Raw genomic sequence first — 18,403 nt, forward strand, 5'->3', positions numbered from 1 at the left:
CGATAATATCTATATATTTCTATCTTGTTGTGATTTTTGAAAAAATACAATCATATTTATTGTTTTTGTTTCCTAATAATAACCAGTGAGATAAATATAAAATTGAAATTTTTGACTAGCATACATAAAAAGATAGTGATGTATCACAGAAATATTATCTTTAATTAATGAAAAAAATGGATAATTACATTAACATTTCAAATTGTGTGATTTAAATGTTATATCCAATCCCTTTATATAAAGTGAATAAATGCTTACCTAATTAATTCTCATGGAAATTATTTTTCTGGCATACCCGTTGTTGAAAATTTATATCCTTTGCCAGAAAAAATCGATGTTTTCGCTATGGCTATTCAGCCATTCAGTACCACGAACGGCAGTAATAACAGCATATATTCTGGAGATTGACCAAATGGATAATGGATATATGAAGTTATCTTAAACAACATATAAACTCAGGAGAATTCCCGTGGATAAAAGAAGAACTGTTGCTGAAACCTTGGCGGTATTACGTCAGGATTATAATCTGATTGGTGTAGAACGGCAGCCAAAGCAACTTAAGACCTCGGATTTTGCCGGCAAGGTAATATTCTCTAACGATCCAGAGACAGCTTCTGTGCCGCCTGCGTTTTTTACGGTACAAACCATACAGGAGCTGAAAGCGCTCGGGGGTATTTCTGACAGTGAGTATGGCCCTGGCAGAATGGAGCCCCATCATCCGTTACCTGAACCGTTTTCTGCTGAACGACTAGCAAATGTCACCGGTTATCATATCGATTTGTGCAAAGCTTTTAGGGCCTATATTTATGGTGATTCTGCTTTGGTTAAAGATTATGAAAGAATTCTTAATGCTAAGCGTTTCCCGATGAAGGTTGCGTTATACAGTGGCGAAAGAATTACTGTTACCGCAGGTGCGCCATTGATTGTTGAAGATAAAGATGATTATGGCGAACCCGTTGTCTTGGTGTATGACCAGATAATCATTGAACCGGGAGGTCAAATTATTTACCGCACTAATGGTAAGGTCGAAGCTAACACTGTTGTAGGGAATGGCAATGATAAAAAGCAGAGCATTGTCAGTAAAGGTCTTGATGGAGCCGATGGTTTTGGGGGCGAACAGGGAAGTAATGGAGTGAATGGCAGCAATGGTTATATTGGTTCAGAGGATAAACACGGTTGCTCTGTTAAATCCACGCCAGGTACTGATGCAACTGGTGGTTCTTCTGGAGCACAAGGGATGGATGGCAAAAGGGGGGGAAGTGCAAATGATGTCATTATTGATGTTGAACTTTTTACTGGAGTAGTCAACGCGGCATCGATAGGCGGTAAGGGGGGAAATGGTGGATATGGCGGTAATGGGGGGAATGGAGGGAATGGGGGAAATGGAGGAGATGCAACAAAAAAATGTATTGCTGGATATGGAGGCAGGGGAGGGGATGGCGGAAATGGAGGGGATGGGGGGAATGGGGGTAAAGGTGGGGACAGTGGTAACATCTATGTCAATTTCACTCAGGGTCAGCCAGTAATTAATGCGCTGTCATATAAAGGTTATGGCGGAAATGGAGGGATAGGTGGTAAGGGAGGAACAGGCGGAATAGGTGGGTCAGGTGGCGGTAGTAGTGGTGAATTAAGTAGTGGTGAATTAAATAGTGAGGGTCATGACGGAGTATCTGGTGACGCTGGTACTGATGGAAAATCCGGCGATGCAGGTACCGCTGGCAAGGTATATGTTAACGGTCATGCACAGAAGCATGGTGATGATCGGGCTTTGGACTGGCTAAACGACTATAAATAAGGGAGATAGGGTGTCAGAGCTTTGGCTTACCACCTCATCCGCCGAAATGTATTCCTAGTCCGACTGAATGGTGTTAATGAGTAAGCGCGATAATCGGGTAAGTAACAGATCGGAGTAAAGAATCCCACTATGGATATCAATATGATGAGAAGTGACAATATGCCGATTGCCATTATCGGTATGGGTTGCCGTTTTCCTAGGGGCGTTAACTCCCCAGAAGAATTTTGGCAACTGTTGTGTGGTTCAAGTGACGCTATTACCCCAGTCCCCCCCGAACGTTGGTCAACTCAGGTTTATTATTCTCGGGATCGCAATCTACCAGGGCGAATGGTGGCGCGAGAAGGAGGGTTTATCACTGATATAGCCGGTTTTGATGCAGCGGCGTTTAGTATCAGTAGCGCAGAAGCGCCTTTTATTGATCCACAACATCGTCTGATGTTGCAGGTAACTTGGGAAGCGCTGGAGCGAGCGAGAATACCACCAAAATCGTTGGCGGGTCAGGCGGTTGGTGTCTATATTGGCGCTTTCACTCATGATTATTTGCACCTGCAATTTACTGATTTGCGTCAGATGACGGGCTATACCTCAACTGGCACAATGGGAACCATGTTGTCAAACCGTATTTCCCATGCGTTTGATTTTCAAGGGCCATCTTTGACCATCGATAGCGCCTGTTCATCGTCCTTATTGGCGATACATTTGGCTTGTGACAGTTTACGGCGGGGAGAGTCACAATTGGCGCTGGCAGGCGGCAGTCAGTTAATGCTGATCCCTGATTTTTCGATAGTGGAAAGCCGTACTGGTTTTCTGTCACTGACCAATCGTTGTCACAGCTTTTCAGCTAACGCTGATGGTTATGTGCGTAGTGAGGGGGTGGGCGCTGTTTTGCTGAAACCCTTGAGTGCGGCTTTACAGGATGGCGATCCCATCTTGGCAGTGATCCACGGTTCGGCCGCAAATCAGGATGGCCGTACTGCCACGATGACCCAACCAAGCGGCACAGCACAGCAGCGGGTGATTCGAGCAGCTTGCGCTCAGGCGGGGATTTCGCCGGAAGAGATTGATTATATTGAAGCTCATGGTACTGGAACGGCGGTCGGTGATCCGATAGAAGCAGAAGCTTTGGGGCTGGTATGTCGTCCAGAACCGACAGATCGCCCATTACTGATCGGTGCGTGTAAATCCGTGATTGGTCATACAGAAGCCGCGGCGGGCATTGCCGGATTGATTAAAGCGGTATTATGTTTACAGCGAAGGCAAGTGCCGGGCAATTTACATGCCGATCCGCCTAACCCCTATATCCGTTTTGCGGAATTAGGATTGCAGGTTCCACGACAGTTAACGTCATTGCCTAAAGGTAGAGTTGTCGCGGGAGTGAATTCTTTTGGTTTTGGCGGGACGAATGTCCATGTGGTATTGAGTAATTATGTGGCCCCTTGCGTACAACTTCGCGAAACCGAAGGGCAGGCTTTTATGTTGCCATTATCTGCCCAATCTGAGTTTTCCCTGACACAACAAGCACAGCGTATTGCCGATTTACTACAGCAGCAGCCAGAGATTGCCCTTGATGATCTATGTTACAGTTTAGCGATAACTCGTCACCGTTTCCCGCTGCGTAAAGCCATAATATTTAGTGATCGAAAACAGTTGCAACAACAGTTAACGCATCTGAGTCTGTCGCCGAAGCATAATAATAGAAAGGTAGATCACTTGGCTTGGGTGTTTCCTGGTGTTGGCGGTGAAGGGTGGCAGGAGGTGGCAACTTGGTTTCAGTTATTTCCTGCATTTGCCGAGCAATTCAGGCGTTGCGAAGCTATTTGGGCTGAGTTTTCTGCGCCGTCTCTACGTGCTGCATTACTGGTTACTGACGATTTAATGGCGCCGCCGGTGCAGTTTGCGGTACAAATATCTATGGTCGCTCAGTTGCAGCAGTGGGGATTTAGGCCAGCGGCATTGCTTGGTCATAGTACCGGTGAAATGGCGGCTTGTTATCTGGCGGGAATTTATGATCTGACTCAGGCATTGACACTTTTGTATCATCGTTATTACCGCTATCGTGATCTGCAAAGCGCGTTGGATCAGAAGGGCGGATTGTTGATGGTAGCGGCTACGGTGGAACAGATACAGCCCTATTTGTCTGCCCATGATGTTGATCCCGCAGTCGTGATTGCTGGAAGAAACAGCGCCAATAGTTGTCTGTTATCGGGTCCTGTAAGCGGATTAACTGCCATTTCCCATCGTTTAAAACATCATCGTATCGCCAGTAGCCACATTAACTATGGTATTGCTGCCCATTCTCCATTGCTGGAACCACTCCGAGCAGGGTTAATTGCCGATGCTGCGACTATTCCGGCCTCAAAACCCTTATTACCTGTGTTCTCATCAGTCACAGGGAAGAAAATTAATGATAAGTTGGGTCCTGAGCATTGGGCTGACAATATGATCGAACCCTTTCGTTTTGATGATGCGATGGAAAATATGCTGAAAGCAGGTTTCCACCATTTCCTTGAAATTTCACCCACATCCCTGTTGAGCGGTGGATTGCAGGATTGGAGTAAACCTTATCGCGGCCAGGTGTTTGCTTGTCGAACAGGGCAGAGCTGGTCACAGCTATTGGGCCAATTATTTGAAGCCGGTATTGAGCCTGATTGGCGGACTATAACGCCTATGGCTCATTTAATCGATCTGCCAACGTATCCCTGGCATCAGCAATCTTATTGGCATGAACCGAAAATCAGCCGCCGCCACCGGCTGCGCAAGTCGAGCGGTGTGTTATTGGGCGAAGCACAGCCAGGTAGCGAGAGTTGGCAGGCTGAATTGGTTGTTGAGCAGGCGCCTTGGCTACTCGATCATGTCGTCATGGGAAATGCGATGTTTCCTGCTGCCGGCTATATCGAAGTCATGTTAACCGCGGCGCGTATCTGCTTTCCGGGTGTTGGATTGGCGCTGAATAATATTGTGTTGCAATCGGCTTTACTGCTGGAACCCGGCATGGAGTTCAGGCTAAAAACCCGCTTGGATCGTCAGCGAATGGAAGTGCAAGTATACACTGCCAATAATCTGGATGAAGATACCCAATACCAATTTGCAGCCAGTGCACAAGTGAACATTGTTGTACCGGGCGCGACTGCCTGTGTTATCCCATCATTAGTTGTAAATGATCGCTATCTTGGTACGCAGAATCAGGAGGCTCAGGAGGCGTTGTGTCAGGGGGAATTGTATCAGAAAGAATTATATCAGAAGGAATTGTATCAGGCGTTTCAACACCTGCATTTTAGTTATAGCGGGGTATTTCGTACTCTGTGTCAGGCGATTATCGGTGAAAAGGAGACAATCTGTGATATTGAGTTGCCACCTACGCCAGAGGGAATGAATTTCCACCCGGCGGCTTTGGATGGCATTTTCCAGTCATTGCTGGCGATTCAGTCTGTTGGCGTTAATGCTCCAATCCCTGCTAGCGATTTCCGTATTCCGGTAACTATTCGACATCTACGCATTAACGGTAAACTATCCGGCCGAGTGAGAGCCTATGCTCGAATGACTGAGCAGACACAACAACAGTGGCTTGGTGATATCGATGTATACACTGACCGCGGCATACTGATTTGCCAAATCAAAGGATTTTGCGTTCAGCTTGTCAGTAACAGGAAAAGCGATTTATTGCCAGTACCTCACAATCTGGTGATAGGTCAACCCCTGTGGCGTGAAGTGCCTTCTTGCCCATTGCTAGCGCCTTTAGCACCATGTTTAGCACGATGGGCTATTTTTGGCGATGAAACTGTGTTGGCAGAGGAATTGGCGAGTGAATTGCAACGGCGTGGTGGATATGCCTATCTACGTTCCGGCCTGCCTGACAGTGAGCAGAAAGTTCAGGAGTTGGTTGATACTCTTCCTTCTGAGGTTGAAAGGATACTGATCCTCTGGCCGTTACATAATCCACGCAAGACCTATCATGCTTTGATCTATTTGTGTGCGGCATTGGCAGAACGAGCGGTGAAACCACGCCTGTGGGTCATAACTCGATATGCTCATCAGGTGACTGAACAAGATCTGCCTGATCCGTTTGCTGCGGCATTATGGGGAATGATGCGGGTTATCGGTCAACAGGAAGCGACTTCACTCTGGGGAGGGTTGTTGGATATTGACAGTACTACTGCGCCAGCCCAGTGGTGGAATGCATTATTAACGGATGATGGTGAGGATCAATTAGCTCTGCGTCGTGATCAACGCTATGCGCTACGTCTTGTGCCGTTGCCAGAAATGCCGCCATTGTTGCCGTTGGCGCATTTTCGTCCAGACGGCAGCTATTTGCTGACGGGCGCTTTCGGGGGAATGGGACGTCAGTTGATTTCCTGGATGGTGAAGCGTGGTGCTCGTCATTTGTTGTTGATCGGTCGTTGTCATACGCTTGAGACGGATGATCAGATGTTACTGGAAATGCTACGTCAACAGGGGATTGAAGCAGAATATCTGCCGGTTGATCTGGGTGATGTAAAAATGACTAATAATTGTCTGGCTCAGTATCGGCAACGGGCCAGTCAGCCGTTACGAGGCGTAATTCATTGTGCCGCGCATGTTGAAGCTCAAGGATATCGTGAACTGAGTACTCAGGCTTTCGATAGAGTCTTTGCCGCTAAAGCACTTTCTGCCTGGACACTGCATCAGGCATTAGCTGATGCGCCGTTAGAGCATTTCGTTATGTTTTCCTCAATAAGCTCATTATTGTCTTTGCCGGGTATGGGATCTTATGCAGCCGCAAATGCCATGCTGGACAGCTTGGCCTATTTGCGGCGTCAGCAAGGTTTACCTGCGTTGAGCCTTAACTGGGGGCCGTGGAAAGCAGGTATTGCTTTACGAGATAGTCGCATGCTCCCGGTGTCCGAAGACAATGGGCTGCCGCTATTTAGCTTAGAGGAGGGGTTAGCCACGTTAGAGCGTCTGTTTGCCCGCATTGAGCCGCAACTGGTGCCGTTCTTGGCTGATTGGTCAGTGTTACTCTCCGGTCCAATGCGCCATCTGGCATTATTTCGTGATATTCAGCAGGAAAGCGTAGCTCAGGCTTTACCAGCAGACAGGGGGCTTGAGGCCAATAACTTGGATGATGTTATCAGTTTATTACAGGCTTTCTGCGGTGAGATTGTTGGGACGAAAGCTGAGGTTTTTCATCCGGATCAACCACTGACTGACAATGGTATTGATTCGCTGAATGGGGTGATGTTGGTGCAAAAAATTAACAAACAGTTACGCGTGGATATTCCATTGGAATTGTTGTTGAACAATAAGCCACTGTCGGAACTTGCATCGTTGATTACGTATCGATTGCAAGTTAAGTTAATTGCGAAGTAGGAATAACCTGAGTCAAAGTATTTTCTGAAAGCCCGATAGGGCTTTCAGGTTGTTGATTTTTAAAGCTTCGACTATCACTGCCGAGTTTTTACCAATGATAAAATAGATAAGAAGAGACGTTTTTTATCTGTCAGTGTGGCTTTAAAATCTGGAAAAATAGTCTGATATTAGAAGAGAAAACATCAGGAAAAACGGGTTTTACATGACAGAGTTATTTACAGATTCTTTGTGATTTTTGAAAAATAAAATTATGCTCATTGTTTTTATTTGTATTTTATAATAATACCCCATGAGATAAATATAAAATTGAAATTTTTAATTAGTATCTATTAAGGGGTAGTGATATATCACGGAGATATTCGTCATAATTAATGGAAAAAGTGGTGAATTATATTAATATTTTAAATTGTGTAATTTAAATTTCATATTTAAATTGACTTCCGTAAGTGAATAAATATTTACCTAATTAATTCTCGTCGTAATTATTTTTCTGGCCTGCATGTTGTTGGAAGTGGCTATATCCTTTGTCAGAAAAAATCGATGTTTTCACTCTGGCTAATATGGTGATTAGTCAGGGGAAAAATTCTGACTATTCGCTATTTAGTGACATAACCGGTAGTGATAGTAGTAGAGATTTGGGAACTTGGTCAGATGGGTAATTGATATACGAAGTTATTCTAACTGTATAGACTTAAACTTAGGAGAATTTTCATGGAAAAAATAAGAACGGTTGCTGAAACGTTAGCAATATTACATCAATATCACCATCCGGTTGGTCTGGAACGACAGCCAAAGCAACTTAAGACCGCCGACTTTGACGGGCCGGTAATATTTTCTAACGATCCGGAAACGGCTACTGTGCCGCCGGCATTTTTTACAATACAAACGATACAAGAGCTGAAAGCACTTGGCGGTGTACCTGACAGTCGGTATGGTCCTGGAAAAATGGAACCCTATCATCCGTTACCTGAACCGTTTTCTGCTGAACGTCTGGCAAACGTCTCGGCTAATCATATTGATTTATGCAAAGCCTTTCGCGCCTATATCTATGGTGATTCTGCTTTGGTCAAAGATTATGAAGAAATGCTAAATGCTAAGCGTTTTCCGATGAAAGTTGCGTTTTACAATGGTGAAGAGATCACTGTTTCTGCAAGTAATCCATTGATTATTAAAGATAAAGAACAATGTGGCGAACTGGTTGTCTTGGTGTACGACCAGATAACCGTTGAACCGGAAGGCAAAGTAATTTGCTACACCAATGGCAGGATTGAAGCGAATGTCATTCAAGGGCTTGGAGGCGGGCCGCTGCACTTTGTCCATAAAGGGCGAGATGGAGAAATGGGTGCTCCTGGCGCGGCTGGAAATAGCGGAACGAATGGCATTGATGGTTTACCTGGTCGTAAGAAAAAAGATACCTGTGTAACTCCCCCTACACCGGGTACCGATGGAACTGAAGGTTCTCCGGGAACGAAAGGATCGGATGGAGAACCAGGTGGAGTAGCGGAGAAATTAAGTGTCACAACTGCTCATCTGGATGGAGAGGTATATTTGGTGTCTGAAGGAGGGGCTGGGGGAAATGGAGGGGGTGGCGGTGATGGTGGCGGTGGGGGGAACGGTGGAGATGGAGGCTTTTGTTATAATGGTGCCGATGGGGATTGTTCTGGTGGTCATAGTTATGTTACTACGGACCCACGTTATTTTTCTGGGAATGGGGGGGATGGAGCAAATGGAGGGGCGGGCGGGAATGGAGGTAATGGGGGGAATGGTGGAGATGGGGGTGACATAGAGTGTAACTATTCTACTGGTAATCCAAACATGAGTTATTGGTCAACAGCAGGTTTGCCAGGGGCTGGTGGTAGAGCGGGAAGGGGAGGGAAAGGCGGTGATGGTGGTTCTGCGTGGTGTGATATGAAGGATAGAATTAGAAACTTAAATTGTTCTGGAATTCCTGGTAAAAAGGGGATTAATGGAGAGTCAGGGAGGCCAGGGATGCAAGGAAAGGGGGGGCGGATATATATCAATGGCAAATTACGTTGAAGGAAAATTATGTTGAACGTTCCGTTTTCTAAACATAAACTGTTTGGAAACGATAAATATAAAATCGAAATTTTCAATTGGCATCTATTAAAAGGTAGTGATATATCACGGAAATATTTTCTATAATTAATGGAAGAAATGGTAATTTACATTAATATTTTAAATTGATAAATTCCAATATTGTATCTAATGACTTTCTGTAAAGTAAATAAATATTTACCTAATTAATTCTCGTCGCAATTATTTTTCTGGCCTGCCGGTTGTTGAAATGGTTATACCCTTTGTCAGAAAAAATCGATGTTTTTGCTCCGGCTAATCTGATGATTAGTCAGGGGCAAAATTCTGACTATTAGCTATTTAGTGACATAACCGGTAGTGATAGTAGTAGAGATTTGGAAACTTGGTCAGATGGATAATTGATATATGAAGTTATTCTAAACGTATAAATTTAAACTTAGGAGAATTTTCATGGAAAAAATAAGAACGGTTGCTGAGACGTTGGCAATATTACATCAATATCATCATCCGTTTGGTCTGGAACGACAGCTAAAGCAGCTTAAGACCGCCGACTTTGACGGGCCGGTAATATTTTCTAACGATCTGGAAACGGCCACTGTGCCGCCTGCATTTTTTACAGTGCAAACGATACAAGAGCTGAAAGCACTCAACGGTGTGCCTGATAATCAGTATAGCTCTGGAAAAATGGAATCCCATCATCCGTTACCTGAACCATTTTCTGCTGAACGGCTGGCAAATGCCCCTGATAATCATATTGATTTGTGCAAAGCCTTTAGTGCTTATATCTATGGTGATTCTGCTTTGGTGAAAGATTATGAAGAAATGCTCAATGCTAAACGTTTTCCGATGAAAGTTGCGTTCTACAGTGGCGACGAGATCACGATAAGCAAAGATAATCCGTTGATTATCAGAGATAAAGATCACAGCGGCAAACTGGTTGTCTTGGTGTATGACAAGATAACTATTGAACCGGAAGGTGAAGTGATTTGCTACACCAATGGCAGGATTGAAGCGAATGTCATTCAAGGGAACTCGTATCACTTTACCAATACAGCGGACTATGGAAAAGATGGTGCTGCTGGTACAGATGGAAACAGTGGAGCTGATGGCGCTAAGGGTAATCCTGGTATTCAGAATAAACATGAGTGTACAACGGACGCAGCACCAGGCTCTGATGGAACTAACGGTTCTTCGGGAGCGCGGGGAGCAGATGGTGAGCCTGGTAAAGCGGGGGAGAAACTAACTATCGCATGCCCTTATGTGAGAGGTACAGTAAATTTGTGGTCGGCGGGAGGTAATGGGGGTAATGGTGGTGATGGCGGTCATGGAGGTAATGGTGGTAAGGGAGGAGACGGGGGTTATGGTAGTGTTGATAAGGCTGTTGGTGATCATCATGATTATAATACTACTACCTCTCTGTGTAAGTCTGGGAACGGAGGGAAAGGAGGAGATGGAGGCGATGGAGGGGATGGGGGGAATGGAGGTCATAGTGGGGATGGGGGGGACATATATTTTAGCTATTCCGAAGGCAATCCGCTCATTAAATGTTTAGCATCACCAGGTATTCCGGGAGCTGGTGGTCATCCGGGAATGAGAGGGAAAGGTGGTGATGGTGGCTCTACATTGACTAACTCTGGGGGTGGAGGTACAACGTCGAGTATTACCGGAGAATTTGGTCAAGCGGGTACTGATGGAAAGCGGGGAGAGCCAGGAGAGCAAAAAGGAAATGTGGGGCGGATCTATGTTAACGGTAAATTGCAAGATAGCCAATAAAGAAAGTTTATTTCCGTTTCCTAAACATCAACTGTTTGGAAATGAGTGAGTTCGGGTTTTTTCGTCTGTATCGCATTAGTTTATTGGATATGGTGATATTTAAACTTGTTTTACTTAGAGAAAATTTATTGGCCAACAACACGCTATCTGAAATTTTCGATGATGCGAAAATACCCTGTTTTTTAAATAGGTTTATCAGCAACCTGATGTGTAGCCATTTCCAATGGCTACACTGTATCGGGATAATTATTGCTCCGAATCTATTGTTGATTCAGTTATTTTGATTTACTGTTTATTTCACTAGGGCTATTTTATTGACCTTTTTGTTGGTCATTTTAGGCGTCTCTTTGTAAAGTGAGTTTTTTAAAAATTGGATTTTATTGGTGAAAGAATCTTTTTCTTGTAAAGAAGAATTATTTTCTATCTTTAATTTAAATTACATTCATAATTTCATTATTCAGTAATATCTGTAGGTTTATATTTTGCTGTGATTTTTTAAAATTAAAATAATATTATTATTTCCTAATAATACAATGAGGAAAATATAGAGTTGAAGTTTTTAATTAGCATCTGTTGAAAAGTAGTGATGTATCACAGAAATATTTTCCATAATTAATGAAAAAAGTGGAGGTTTATATTAATATTTAAAATTGTGTAATTTAAATATTGCATCTAATTGTTTTCTGTAAAGTAAATAAATACTTGCCTGATTAATTCTCATGGGAGTTATTTTTCTGGCCTGCCTGTTGTTGAGGTATCCATATTCTTTGCCAGAAAAAAATCGATGTTTTTGCCTTGGCTAATTTGGTGATTAGCCAGAGCGAAATTCTGACTATTAGCAATATTAGTGACATAACCGGTAGTGATAGTAGTAGGAACTTTTCAACTTGGTCAGATGGATAATTAATATATGAAGTTATTCTAAACGTATAAATTTAAACTTAGGAGAGTTCTCATGGATAAAATAAGAACGGTTGCTGAGACGTTGGCAATATTACATCAATATCATCATCCGTTTGGCTTGGAGCGACAGCCAAAGCAACTTAAGACCTCTGACTTTGACGGGCCGGTAATATTCTCTAACGATCTGAAAACGGCTACTGTGCCGCCTGCGTTTTTTACAGTACAAACGATACAAGAGCTGAAAGCACTCAACGGCGTGCCTGACAGTCAGTATAGCTCTGGAAAAATGGAATCCCATCATCCGTTACCTGAACCGTTTTCTGCTGAACGGCTGGTAAACGTCCCGGCTAATCATATTGATTTATGCAAGGCCTTTAGTGCTTATATCTATGGTGATTCTGCTTTGGTCAAAGATTATGAAGAAATGCTCAATGCTAAGCGTTTTCCGATGAAAGTTGCGTTCTACAGTGGCGACGAAATTACTATAAGTAAAGATAATCCATTGATTATCAGAGATAAAGATAACCGTGGCGAACCGGTTGTCTTAGTGTACAACAAGATAACTATTGAACCGGAAGGCAAAGTGATTTGCTACACCAATGGCAGGATTGAAGCAAATGTTATTCAAGGTAGCTCATATGACCTTACCAGTAGAGGGAAAGATGGAAAAGATGGTGCTGTTGGTACAAATGGAAACAGTGGCGCTGATGGTGCTAAGGGTAATCCTGGGCTTCAGGATAAACATAAGTGTATAACGAACCCTTCACCAGGTTCTGATGGAACTCATGGTTCTTCGGGAGTGCGGGGAGCGGATGGCGAATCTGCTAAGGCGGGGGATAAACTAACTATTGCATGTCCTTATGTGAGAGGAACAGTAAATTTGTGGTCGGCGGGAGGTAATGGAGGTAATGGTGGTGATGGCGGTCATGGAGGTGATGGTGGTAAGGGGGGAAATGGGGGTTATGGCAGTTTCTTTGAGGTTATTGACTCTAATCATCGTCATATTACTACTAACTCACTGTGTCAGTCTGGGCTTGGAGGGAACGGAGGAAATGGAGGCGATGGCGGAGATGGGGGTAATGGAGGTCATAGTGGGGATGGGGGGGACATATATTTTAGCTATTCCGAAGGCGATCCGCGCATCAATTGTGGGGCATTCCAAGGTTTTGCGGGAGCGGGCGGTAGGCCGGGATGGAGAGGGAAAGGCGGTGATGGCGGTTCTACATTAACTAATACTGGGAATGGAGGTACAACATCGAATATTACCGGAAAGTTCGGTCAAGCGGGTGTTGATGGAAAGTCGGGGGAGCCAGGAGAGCGAACAGGAAATGCGGGACGGATATATGTTAACGGCAAGTTGCAAAACTGATTGCGATAAAGAAAGTTTGTTTCCGTTTCCTAAATACAAACTGTTTGGAAATGAGTGAGCTAGAGTTTTCGCCTGTACCGCATTAGCTTATTAGGGATAGAGTGAGATTGACTACTATTAATAGTGCAACGATTTGTAATAGTGCAACGATTTGGTTTAGCTGGCGATAAATAGCAATCTTGTTCCAGGCAATCCAATTTATTTGAACACAACGACAGAAGACTTGGTATCTATACCAGCAGATACAGTGATTGAGGTGAATAATTTGGATGATGTTGTTAGAGTGTTAAGTTAGTGTTGGAACGTGCATCGTTGATTACCTATCTAGTATTAAAACAACCGTAGTTTGTAGTTAATTCAGTGCACCATATGGTTAATGTGTGCACTGAATTCTGAACGCTCTCAAATTTTCGAGAAAAGTTATTTCAACCAACCTTTCTTCTGTGCGGTTTCCAATTGCGGCAGCAGATACTGCCATAATTCAGGATAGACATCGGCAATAAATTTATTGTGGTTAATTACTTGCTCAAAACGAATACCATCTTCTACCCAACTCTGCCCTTGATTATACAGATTCATCAGCATCGGCATGAGTCTATCCAGTGTAAGAGCAAAGCGGGCGTCTTGGCTTTCTTTGGCTTCATACTCTTGCCAAAGTGACATAAAATGACTTTTCTGTGGTTCGGGGAGTAAACCAAAAAGACGGTGGGCGGCTTTGACTTCCTGTTCATGAATGGCCTCACGGGCTGCTAAATCGTAAACCATCACATCACCCGCATCAATTTCTACAATATCGTGAATTAATGCCATTTGAATAACCCGCTGGATATCCACCCCTTTTACATAGGGCGCAAAACTCATTGCGGCGATAGCAAAATGCCAACTATGCTCGGCTGAATTTTCCCGGCGATAGTTATCCAGCAACTTAGTTCGTCGCTGAACCTTTTTCAGCTTATCCAGCTCCATCAAAAAACCGATGACATTCGTAAAAGGGCCAAAATCAACGGTAGGTACTGCTAACGACATATAAACCTCATCAATTATTTTTCTTCATCGAGAGAATAAGGCAGAGGCTGAATGGCGAGTGAATGCCCTTCATCGTCACGGACACGGAATACACTGTGGCTTTCCATATCATTATTCATGACAACTTGTACCCAGACACTATTATCATTCAGCTTAACGGCAGCCAAAACGGTACCGGTTCTCCGCCACTTATCTCCTAATTGCCATTCCAAATCATCTCCAGCCATAGGAGTTTTGGTAGCACTGCCCGCCAGCCAGTACATAGCGCGTTTATTGGCGCCGCGATATTTGGCGCGGGCCACCATTTCCTGACCGGTATAACACCCTTTTTTAAAACAGATACTTCCTGCCAATGCCTGGAGGTTAGTTGCTTGAGGAATAAATTGCGCGCTATTTGCGGCATCAATGACCGGGAAACCAGCTTCAATATCCAGAGCTAACCACTGTTCGCTGTTATTAAGCTGAGCTTGAAGTTTTTCTGTTAATTGTTCAGCGGTTGCGGTGTTTGTTACCAAGAGGAAACGTTCAGACGGCAAGGTAAAATGGAGCAAAGTCGTAGTTTCATGTTCAACGACAGCATTATCGGCATCGGGTAGTGTTGGGAAAATATTATTTAGCGCCTCGCGGCAGTTTTTACCTGCAACACCGAGCAATACCGCGTTTTCATCTTGAACTAGTGTAATTTTAGAGAATACGGCATATTTTTTCAGTTCTGTAAACTGGTTTTCCAACACACTGCGACGTTCAATATAAGCAAGGCTTTCACCACGATGGAAGAGGCGCAGATTACTCCACATTTTGCCTTTTGCATCACAATGCGCACTAAGTACATGCTGATTCGTTGCAAGTGCGGAAATATCTGCTGTAACCTGACTGTGTAGATATTTTTCTGTATCCGGTCCAGTTGCGGTTATCAGGCCCCAGTCATCCAGTGATATTAATGTCAGGGGAAGGGTTGATGAAGACGATGGAGATTGTGAAGAGAACGGAGTTTTATAAGCCATGACACATCCTGCCAGTCAGATATTTGAGCCAATGATGCATCAATGGTAAAAGAGCTGAGGCACAATGCAAGTAGTTATTATTGCTATTAGCTGGCATGATGCATGAGTTTGCCGGGCGAACTTAATGGCTAATGGCGTTAAAACTAACAATGAGAATTAAAAAGGGGATTTTCTGAACATGGATATTGATAATAAAGCACGTATTCATTGGGCATGTCGACGTGGAATGCGTGAGCTGGATATTTCAATTATGCCGTTTTTTGAGTATGAATATGACTCACTCAGTGATGATGATAAACGACTTTTTATTCGTTTGCTTGAATGTGCTGATCCTGATCTATTTAACTGGTTGATGAATCATGGACGCCCGGCAGATGAAGAGCTATTTCGCATGATTAAACTTATTCAGAATAGAAATAAAGATCGTGGTCCTGTGGAGGTGTGATCTCAGGGTATCTTGGCATACCCAGTTAATTTCCACCTGTGTTCATGGTGTAATCGCGCTTATCGTGCTACTTGCCCCGTGGCCTGCGGATGGCGCTATTTTCTGGATTTTCTGGCTTCCTTTAGTCCTGTTGATTATTGCCAGTTGGGGGCGTAGCCAGAAAAATATCCGTAAATCACAAGGGCTTTTAGTTCTGTTCAGTGATAATAAGTTGCAATGGAAGAAACACGAGTGGCGAATTATCCGGCGCCCGTGGTTATGTCGCTATGGCATATTAATTACGGCTCAATCTTTTTATAACCAGAAAAAAATCCGTTTATGGGTTGCATCCGATGGTATGTCACAGGATGAATGGAGGCATATTAATCAACTGTTGTTGCAATATCCTGATATCTGATTGAGCTGAAGTTTTTCTGAATTTAAAGTAGAGGCTCCATTTCTTGCAGGATTTGCATACACCATTGCGATAAACGATCATCAGTTTGTTCATACTGGTTTACGTCATCTAATGCCAGCCCGACAAATTGTGTGCCATTATCCGTTAATGGTTTCGGGCTGGTAAATTCATAGCCTTCGGTTGGCCAGAAGCCAATGAAATGGACACCTGAAGGGCGTAAATGGTGATATAGCATACCGAGAGCGTCAAGAAACCAATCGCTATAATCAATTTGATCGCCCATACCATACATGGCGACGATTTTCCCCTGTAAATCGAGGGAAGGAATTTGCTCCCAAATATCCAACCAATCTTCCTGTAATTCGCCAAAATCCCATGTCGGAATGCCAAGAATCAGTACAGCGTACTCTTCCATTAATTCAGGTGTTGTCTCTTTGATATTGTGGAGATCAACTAAATCTTCACCGAGGATATCGCGAATTTTCTCTGCTACCATTTCGGTGTAGCAGGTGCTGGAGCCGTAAAAAAGACCAATCTTCATCATTAATCATTATGGTTTTTGAATATCTGGATTGGCATTGTAACAGAATAATTGCTTTTTCAGGCATAATAGCCGACAGAGATGTGCAGATTTAAGGGAAGTATTTCGTGTCAAAACAACCAACTCAGTTGACTAATCCACTGATAGAACAATTTCTTGATGCTATCTGGTTGGAACATGATCTCGCGGAAAATACGCTTGCTTCTTACCGGCTGGATTTACAAGCACTGGATAACTGGTTGATACATCATGGTCATAATTTATTATCTGTCCAGACGATAGATTTGCACTCTTTTCTGGCGGAACGCATGGATGGCGGGTATAAAGCCAGTAGCTCGGCGCGTTTACTCAGTGCTATGCGCCAGTTGTTTCTCTATTTTTATCGGGAAAAAATGCGGGAAGATGATCCGACAGCGCTTTTGTCCGCACCGAAATTACCAAAGCGATTGCCTAAAGATTTGAGTGAAAAGCAGGTCGAGGATCTACTTAATGCGCCCTGTACAGATCAACCGGTGGAGCTAAGGGATAAAGCGATGCTTGAAGTGCTTTATGCCTGTGGTTTGCGAGTATCTGAGCTAGTAGGGTTGACCCTTTCCGATGTCAGCTTGCGTCAAGGCGTGGTGAGAGTGATTGGTAAAGGGAATAAAGAACGGTTAGTACCTTTAGGGGAAGAGGCGATTTACTGGCTAGAGCATTATATGGAGTATGGAAGAGCCGGGTTACTGAATGGCGCAACGCTGGATGTGCTTTTTCCTAGCAAACGGGGGCGACAAATGACCCGGCAGACTTTCTGGCATCGTATTAAACATTATGCGCTGTTGGCTGGAATCGATACTGAACGGTTATCTCCCCATGTTTTGCGTCACGCATTTGCCACACATTTGCTTAATCATGGCGCTGATTTGCGAGTTGTGCAGATGTTATTGGGGCATAGTGATCTATCCACAACACAAATATATACTCATGTAGCAACAGAACGGCTTAAATTGCTACATCAACAACATCATCCGCGTGGGTGAGCACGGATTTAAAGGAACCGAAAATGAAAAAAAGCGTGTTATGTTTCCCTCTGTTACTGGCCTGGTTTAGCGGAAATGCGCTTGCTGATGATGATGCTGTCCATAGAACGATGCAGAAACTAGGGATAAAAGCAGAAAACATCCAGCCATCGCCTATTGTTGGTTTAAATACGGTAGTGACCGAGCAAGGGATCATTTATCTCTCTGATGACGGGAAATATTTATTGCAAGGGCCAATTTATGATGTCAGTGGCAGCTCTCCTGTGAATGTCAGTAATCAATTGTTGATGAAAAAGCTGGAAGCAATGACAGATCAAATGATTATCTACAAAGCGCCAAAAGAGAAGCATGTCGTTACCGTTTTCACGGATATTACCTGTGGTTACTGCCATAAATTGCATGAAAACATGCAAGAGTACAATAAACTGGGTATTACTGTGCGTTATCTGGCGTTCCCCCGTCAGGGTATGCAGCACCAATCTGCTAAAGATATGCAATCTATCTGGTGTAGCGCAACACCGCAGAAATCATTGGATGCTGCGTTTAAAGATGGAGATGTTTCGCCAATCAAGAGCTGTAAAGTGGATATTGCTAACCATTACAAATTGGGTCTCCAGTTTGGCGTCCAGGGAACGCCGGCGATTATCCTTAAGGATGGCAGTCTGTTAGGTGGATATATGCCGCCAGAGGCTTTGGCAGCGGCATTGGCGCAACGTGGTAAATAAGTTTA

The 18,403-nt window shown here is 43.9% G+C and carries 13 protein-coding genes; 10 read left to right on the plus strand and 3 right to left on the minus strand.

Going from position 1 to position 18,403, the window contains the following annotated elements; translation table 11 throughout:
- Nucleotides 1-469 precede the first annotated feature (469 nt).
- The 6 genes from EAE93_RS05450 to EAE93_RS05470 all read left to right on the plus strand — a co-directional run bounded on the left by EAE93_RS05450 (nt 470) and on the right by EAE93_RS05470 (nt 13,241).
- Nucleotides 470-1,795, plus strand: coding sequence for a hypothetical protein (locus EAE93_RS05450; RefSeq protein WP_214039247.1), 1,326 nt, complete (start codon nt 470-472; stop codon nt 1,793-1,795).
- 141 nt (nt 1,796-1,936) lie between these two features.
- The gene (locus tag EAE93_RS05455; RefSeq protein WP_214039248.1) at nt 1,937-7,141 is read left to right on the plus strand and encodes a type I polyketide synthase; all 5,205 of its coding nucleotides are present in this window, start codon (nt 1,937-1,939) and stop codon (nt 7,139-7,141) included.
- A gap of 524 nt (nt 7,142-7,665) precedes the next feature.
- The gene (locus EAE93_RS25040; protein WP_269468823.1) at nt 7,666-7,800 is read left to right on the plus strand and encodes a hypothetical protein; all 135 of its coding nucleotides are present in this window, start codon (nt 7,666-7,668) and stop codon (nt 7,798-7,800) included.
- A gap of 52 nt (nt 7,801-7,852) precedes the next feature.
- The gene (locus tag EAE93_RS05460; protein ID WP_036777618.1) at nt 7,853-9,178 is read left to right on the plus strand and encodes a collagen-like protein; all 1,326 of its coding nucleotides are present in this window, start codon (nt 7,853-7,855) and stop codon (nt 9,176-9,178) included.
- Nucleotides 9,179-9,646: 468 nt separating this feature from the next.
- Nucleotides 9,647-10,969 (plus strand): collagen-like triple helix repeat-containing protein, encoded by a 1,323-nt coding sequence (locus EAE93_RS05465; protein WP_105395552.1) that lies wholly within the window; start codon nt 9,647-9,649, stop codon nt 10,967-10,969.
- A gap of 955 nt (nt 10,970-11,924) precedes the next feature.
- Nucleotides 11,925-13,241, plus strand: coding sequence for a collagen-like protein (locus EAE93_RS05470; RefSeq protein WP_214039249.1), 1,317 nt, complete (start codon nt 11,925-11,927; stop codon nt 13,239-13,241).
- A 420-nt stretch (nt 13,242-13,661) separates the two neighbouring features.
- Here EAE93_RS05470 and EAE93_RS05475 read toward each other — a convergent pair whose 3' ends face one another.
- Together EAE93_RS05475 and ygfZ are read right to left on the minus strand one after the other, a co-directional pair.
- Complete coding sequence (locus EAE93_RS05475) at nt 13,662-14,267, minus strand: HD domain-containing protein (RefSeq protein ID WP_036777613.1); 606 nt, start codon at nt 14,265-14,267, stop codon at nt 13,662-13,664.
- A 14-nt stretch (nt 14,268-14,281) separates the two neighbouring features.
- A complete protein-coding gene (ygfZ, locus tag EAE93_RS05480; protein ID WP_036777612.1) occupies nt 14,282-15,271 on the minus strand; it encodes a tRNA-modifying protein YgfZ in 990 nt (329 codons plus the stop codon).
- A gap of 178 nt (nt 15,272-15,449) precedes the next feature.
- Between ygfZ and sdhE the strand changes: the two genes are divergently transcribed.
- Together sdhE and EAE93_RS05490 are read left to right on the plus strand one after the other, a co-directional pair.
- Nucleotides 15,450-15,716, plus strand: coding sequence for an FAD assembly factor SdhE (gene sdhE, locus EAE93_RS05485; RefSeq protein ID WP_036777610.1), 267 nt, complete (start codon nt 15,450-15,452; stop codon nt 15,714-15,716).
- Nucleotides 15,697-16,113, plus strand: coding sequence for a protein YgfX (locus EAE93_RS05490; protein WP_036777609.1), 417 nt, complete (start codon nt 15,697-15,699; stop codon nt 16,111-16,113). Before sdhE ends, EAE93_RS05490 begins: the two co-directional genes overlap by 20 nt.
- A 22-nt stretch (nt 16,114-16,135) precedes the next feature.
- Here the strand turns inward: EAE93_RS05490 and fldB are convergent, their stop codons facing one another.
- A complete protein-coding gene (gene fldB / locus EAE93_RS05495; protein WP_036777608.1) occupies nt 16,136-16,654 on the minus strand; it encodes a flavodoxin FldB in 519 nt (172 codons plus the stop codon).
- Between the two features lie 107 nt (nt 16,655-16,761).
- Between fldB and xerD the strand changes: the two genes are divergently transcribed.
- Together xerD and dsbC are read left to right on the plus strand one after the other, a co-directional pair.
- Complete coding sequence (gene xerD / locus EAE93_RS05500) at nt 16,762-17,673, plus strand: site-specific tyrosine recombinase XerD (RefSeq protein WP_044467195.1); 912 nt, start codon at nt 16,762-16,764, stop codon at nt 17,671-17,673.
- A gap of 23 nt (nt 17,674-17,696) precedes the next feature.
- Nucleotides 17,697-18,398, plus strand: coding sequence for a bifunctional protein-disulfide isomerase/oxidoreductase DsbC (gene dsbC / locus EAE93_RS05505; RefSeq protein WP_105398497.1), 702 nt, complete (start codon nt 17,697-17,699; stop codon nt 18,396-18,398).
- The last annotated feature ends 5 nt before the right edge of the window (nt 18,399-18,403 follow it).

It is taken from the genome of Photorhabdus akhurstii (assembly GCF_018448925.1).
GTDB classification, from domain to species: Bacteria; Pseudomonadota; Gammaproteobacteria; order Enterobacterales; family Enterobacteriaceae; genus Photorhabdus; species Photorhabdus akhurstii.

What these genes read in the sequence shown, in the direction of transcription:
- EAE93_RS05455 (WP_214039248.1), top strand. Translation starts at nt 1,937, where the DNA reads ATGATGAGAAGTGACAATATGCCGATTGCCATTATCGGTATGGGTTGC.
- EAE93_RS05460 (WP_036777618.1), top strand. Translation starts at nt 7,853, where the DNA reads ATGGAAAAAATAAGAACGGTTGCTGAAACGTTAGCAATATTACATCAA.
- EAE93_RS05465 (WP_105395552.1), top strand. Translation starts at nt 9,647, where the DNA reads ATGGAAAAAATAAGAACGGTTGCTGAGACGTTGGCAATATTACATCAA.
- EAE93_RS05470 (WP_214039249.1), top strand. Translation starts at nt 11,925, where the DNA reads ATGGATAAAATAAGAACGGTTGCTGAGACGTTGGCAATATTACATCAA.
- EAE93_RS05475 (WP_036777613.1), bottom strand. Translation starts at nt 14,267, where the DNA reads ATGTCGTTAGCAGTACCTACCGTTGATTTTGGCCCTTTTACGAATGTC.
- ygfZ (WP_036777612.1), bottom strand. Translation starts at nt 15,271, where the DNA reads ATGGCTTATAAAACTCCGTTCTCTTCACAATCTCCATCGTCTTCATCA.
- sdhE (WP_036777610.1), top strand. Translation starts at nt 15,450, where the DNA reads ATGGATATTGATAATAAAGCACGTATTCATTGGGCATGTCGACGTGGA.
- fldB (WP_036777608.1), bottom strand. Translation starts at nt 16,654, where the DNA reads ATGAAGATTGGTCTTTTTTACGGCTCCAGCACCTGCTACACCGAAATG.
- dsbC (WP_105398497.1), top strand. Translation starts at nt 17,697, where the DNA reads ATGAAAAAAAGCGTGTTATGTTTCCCTCTGTTACTGGCCTGGTTTAGC.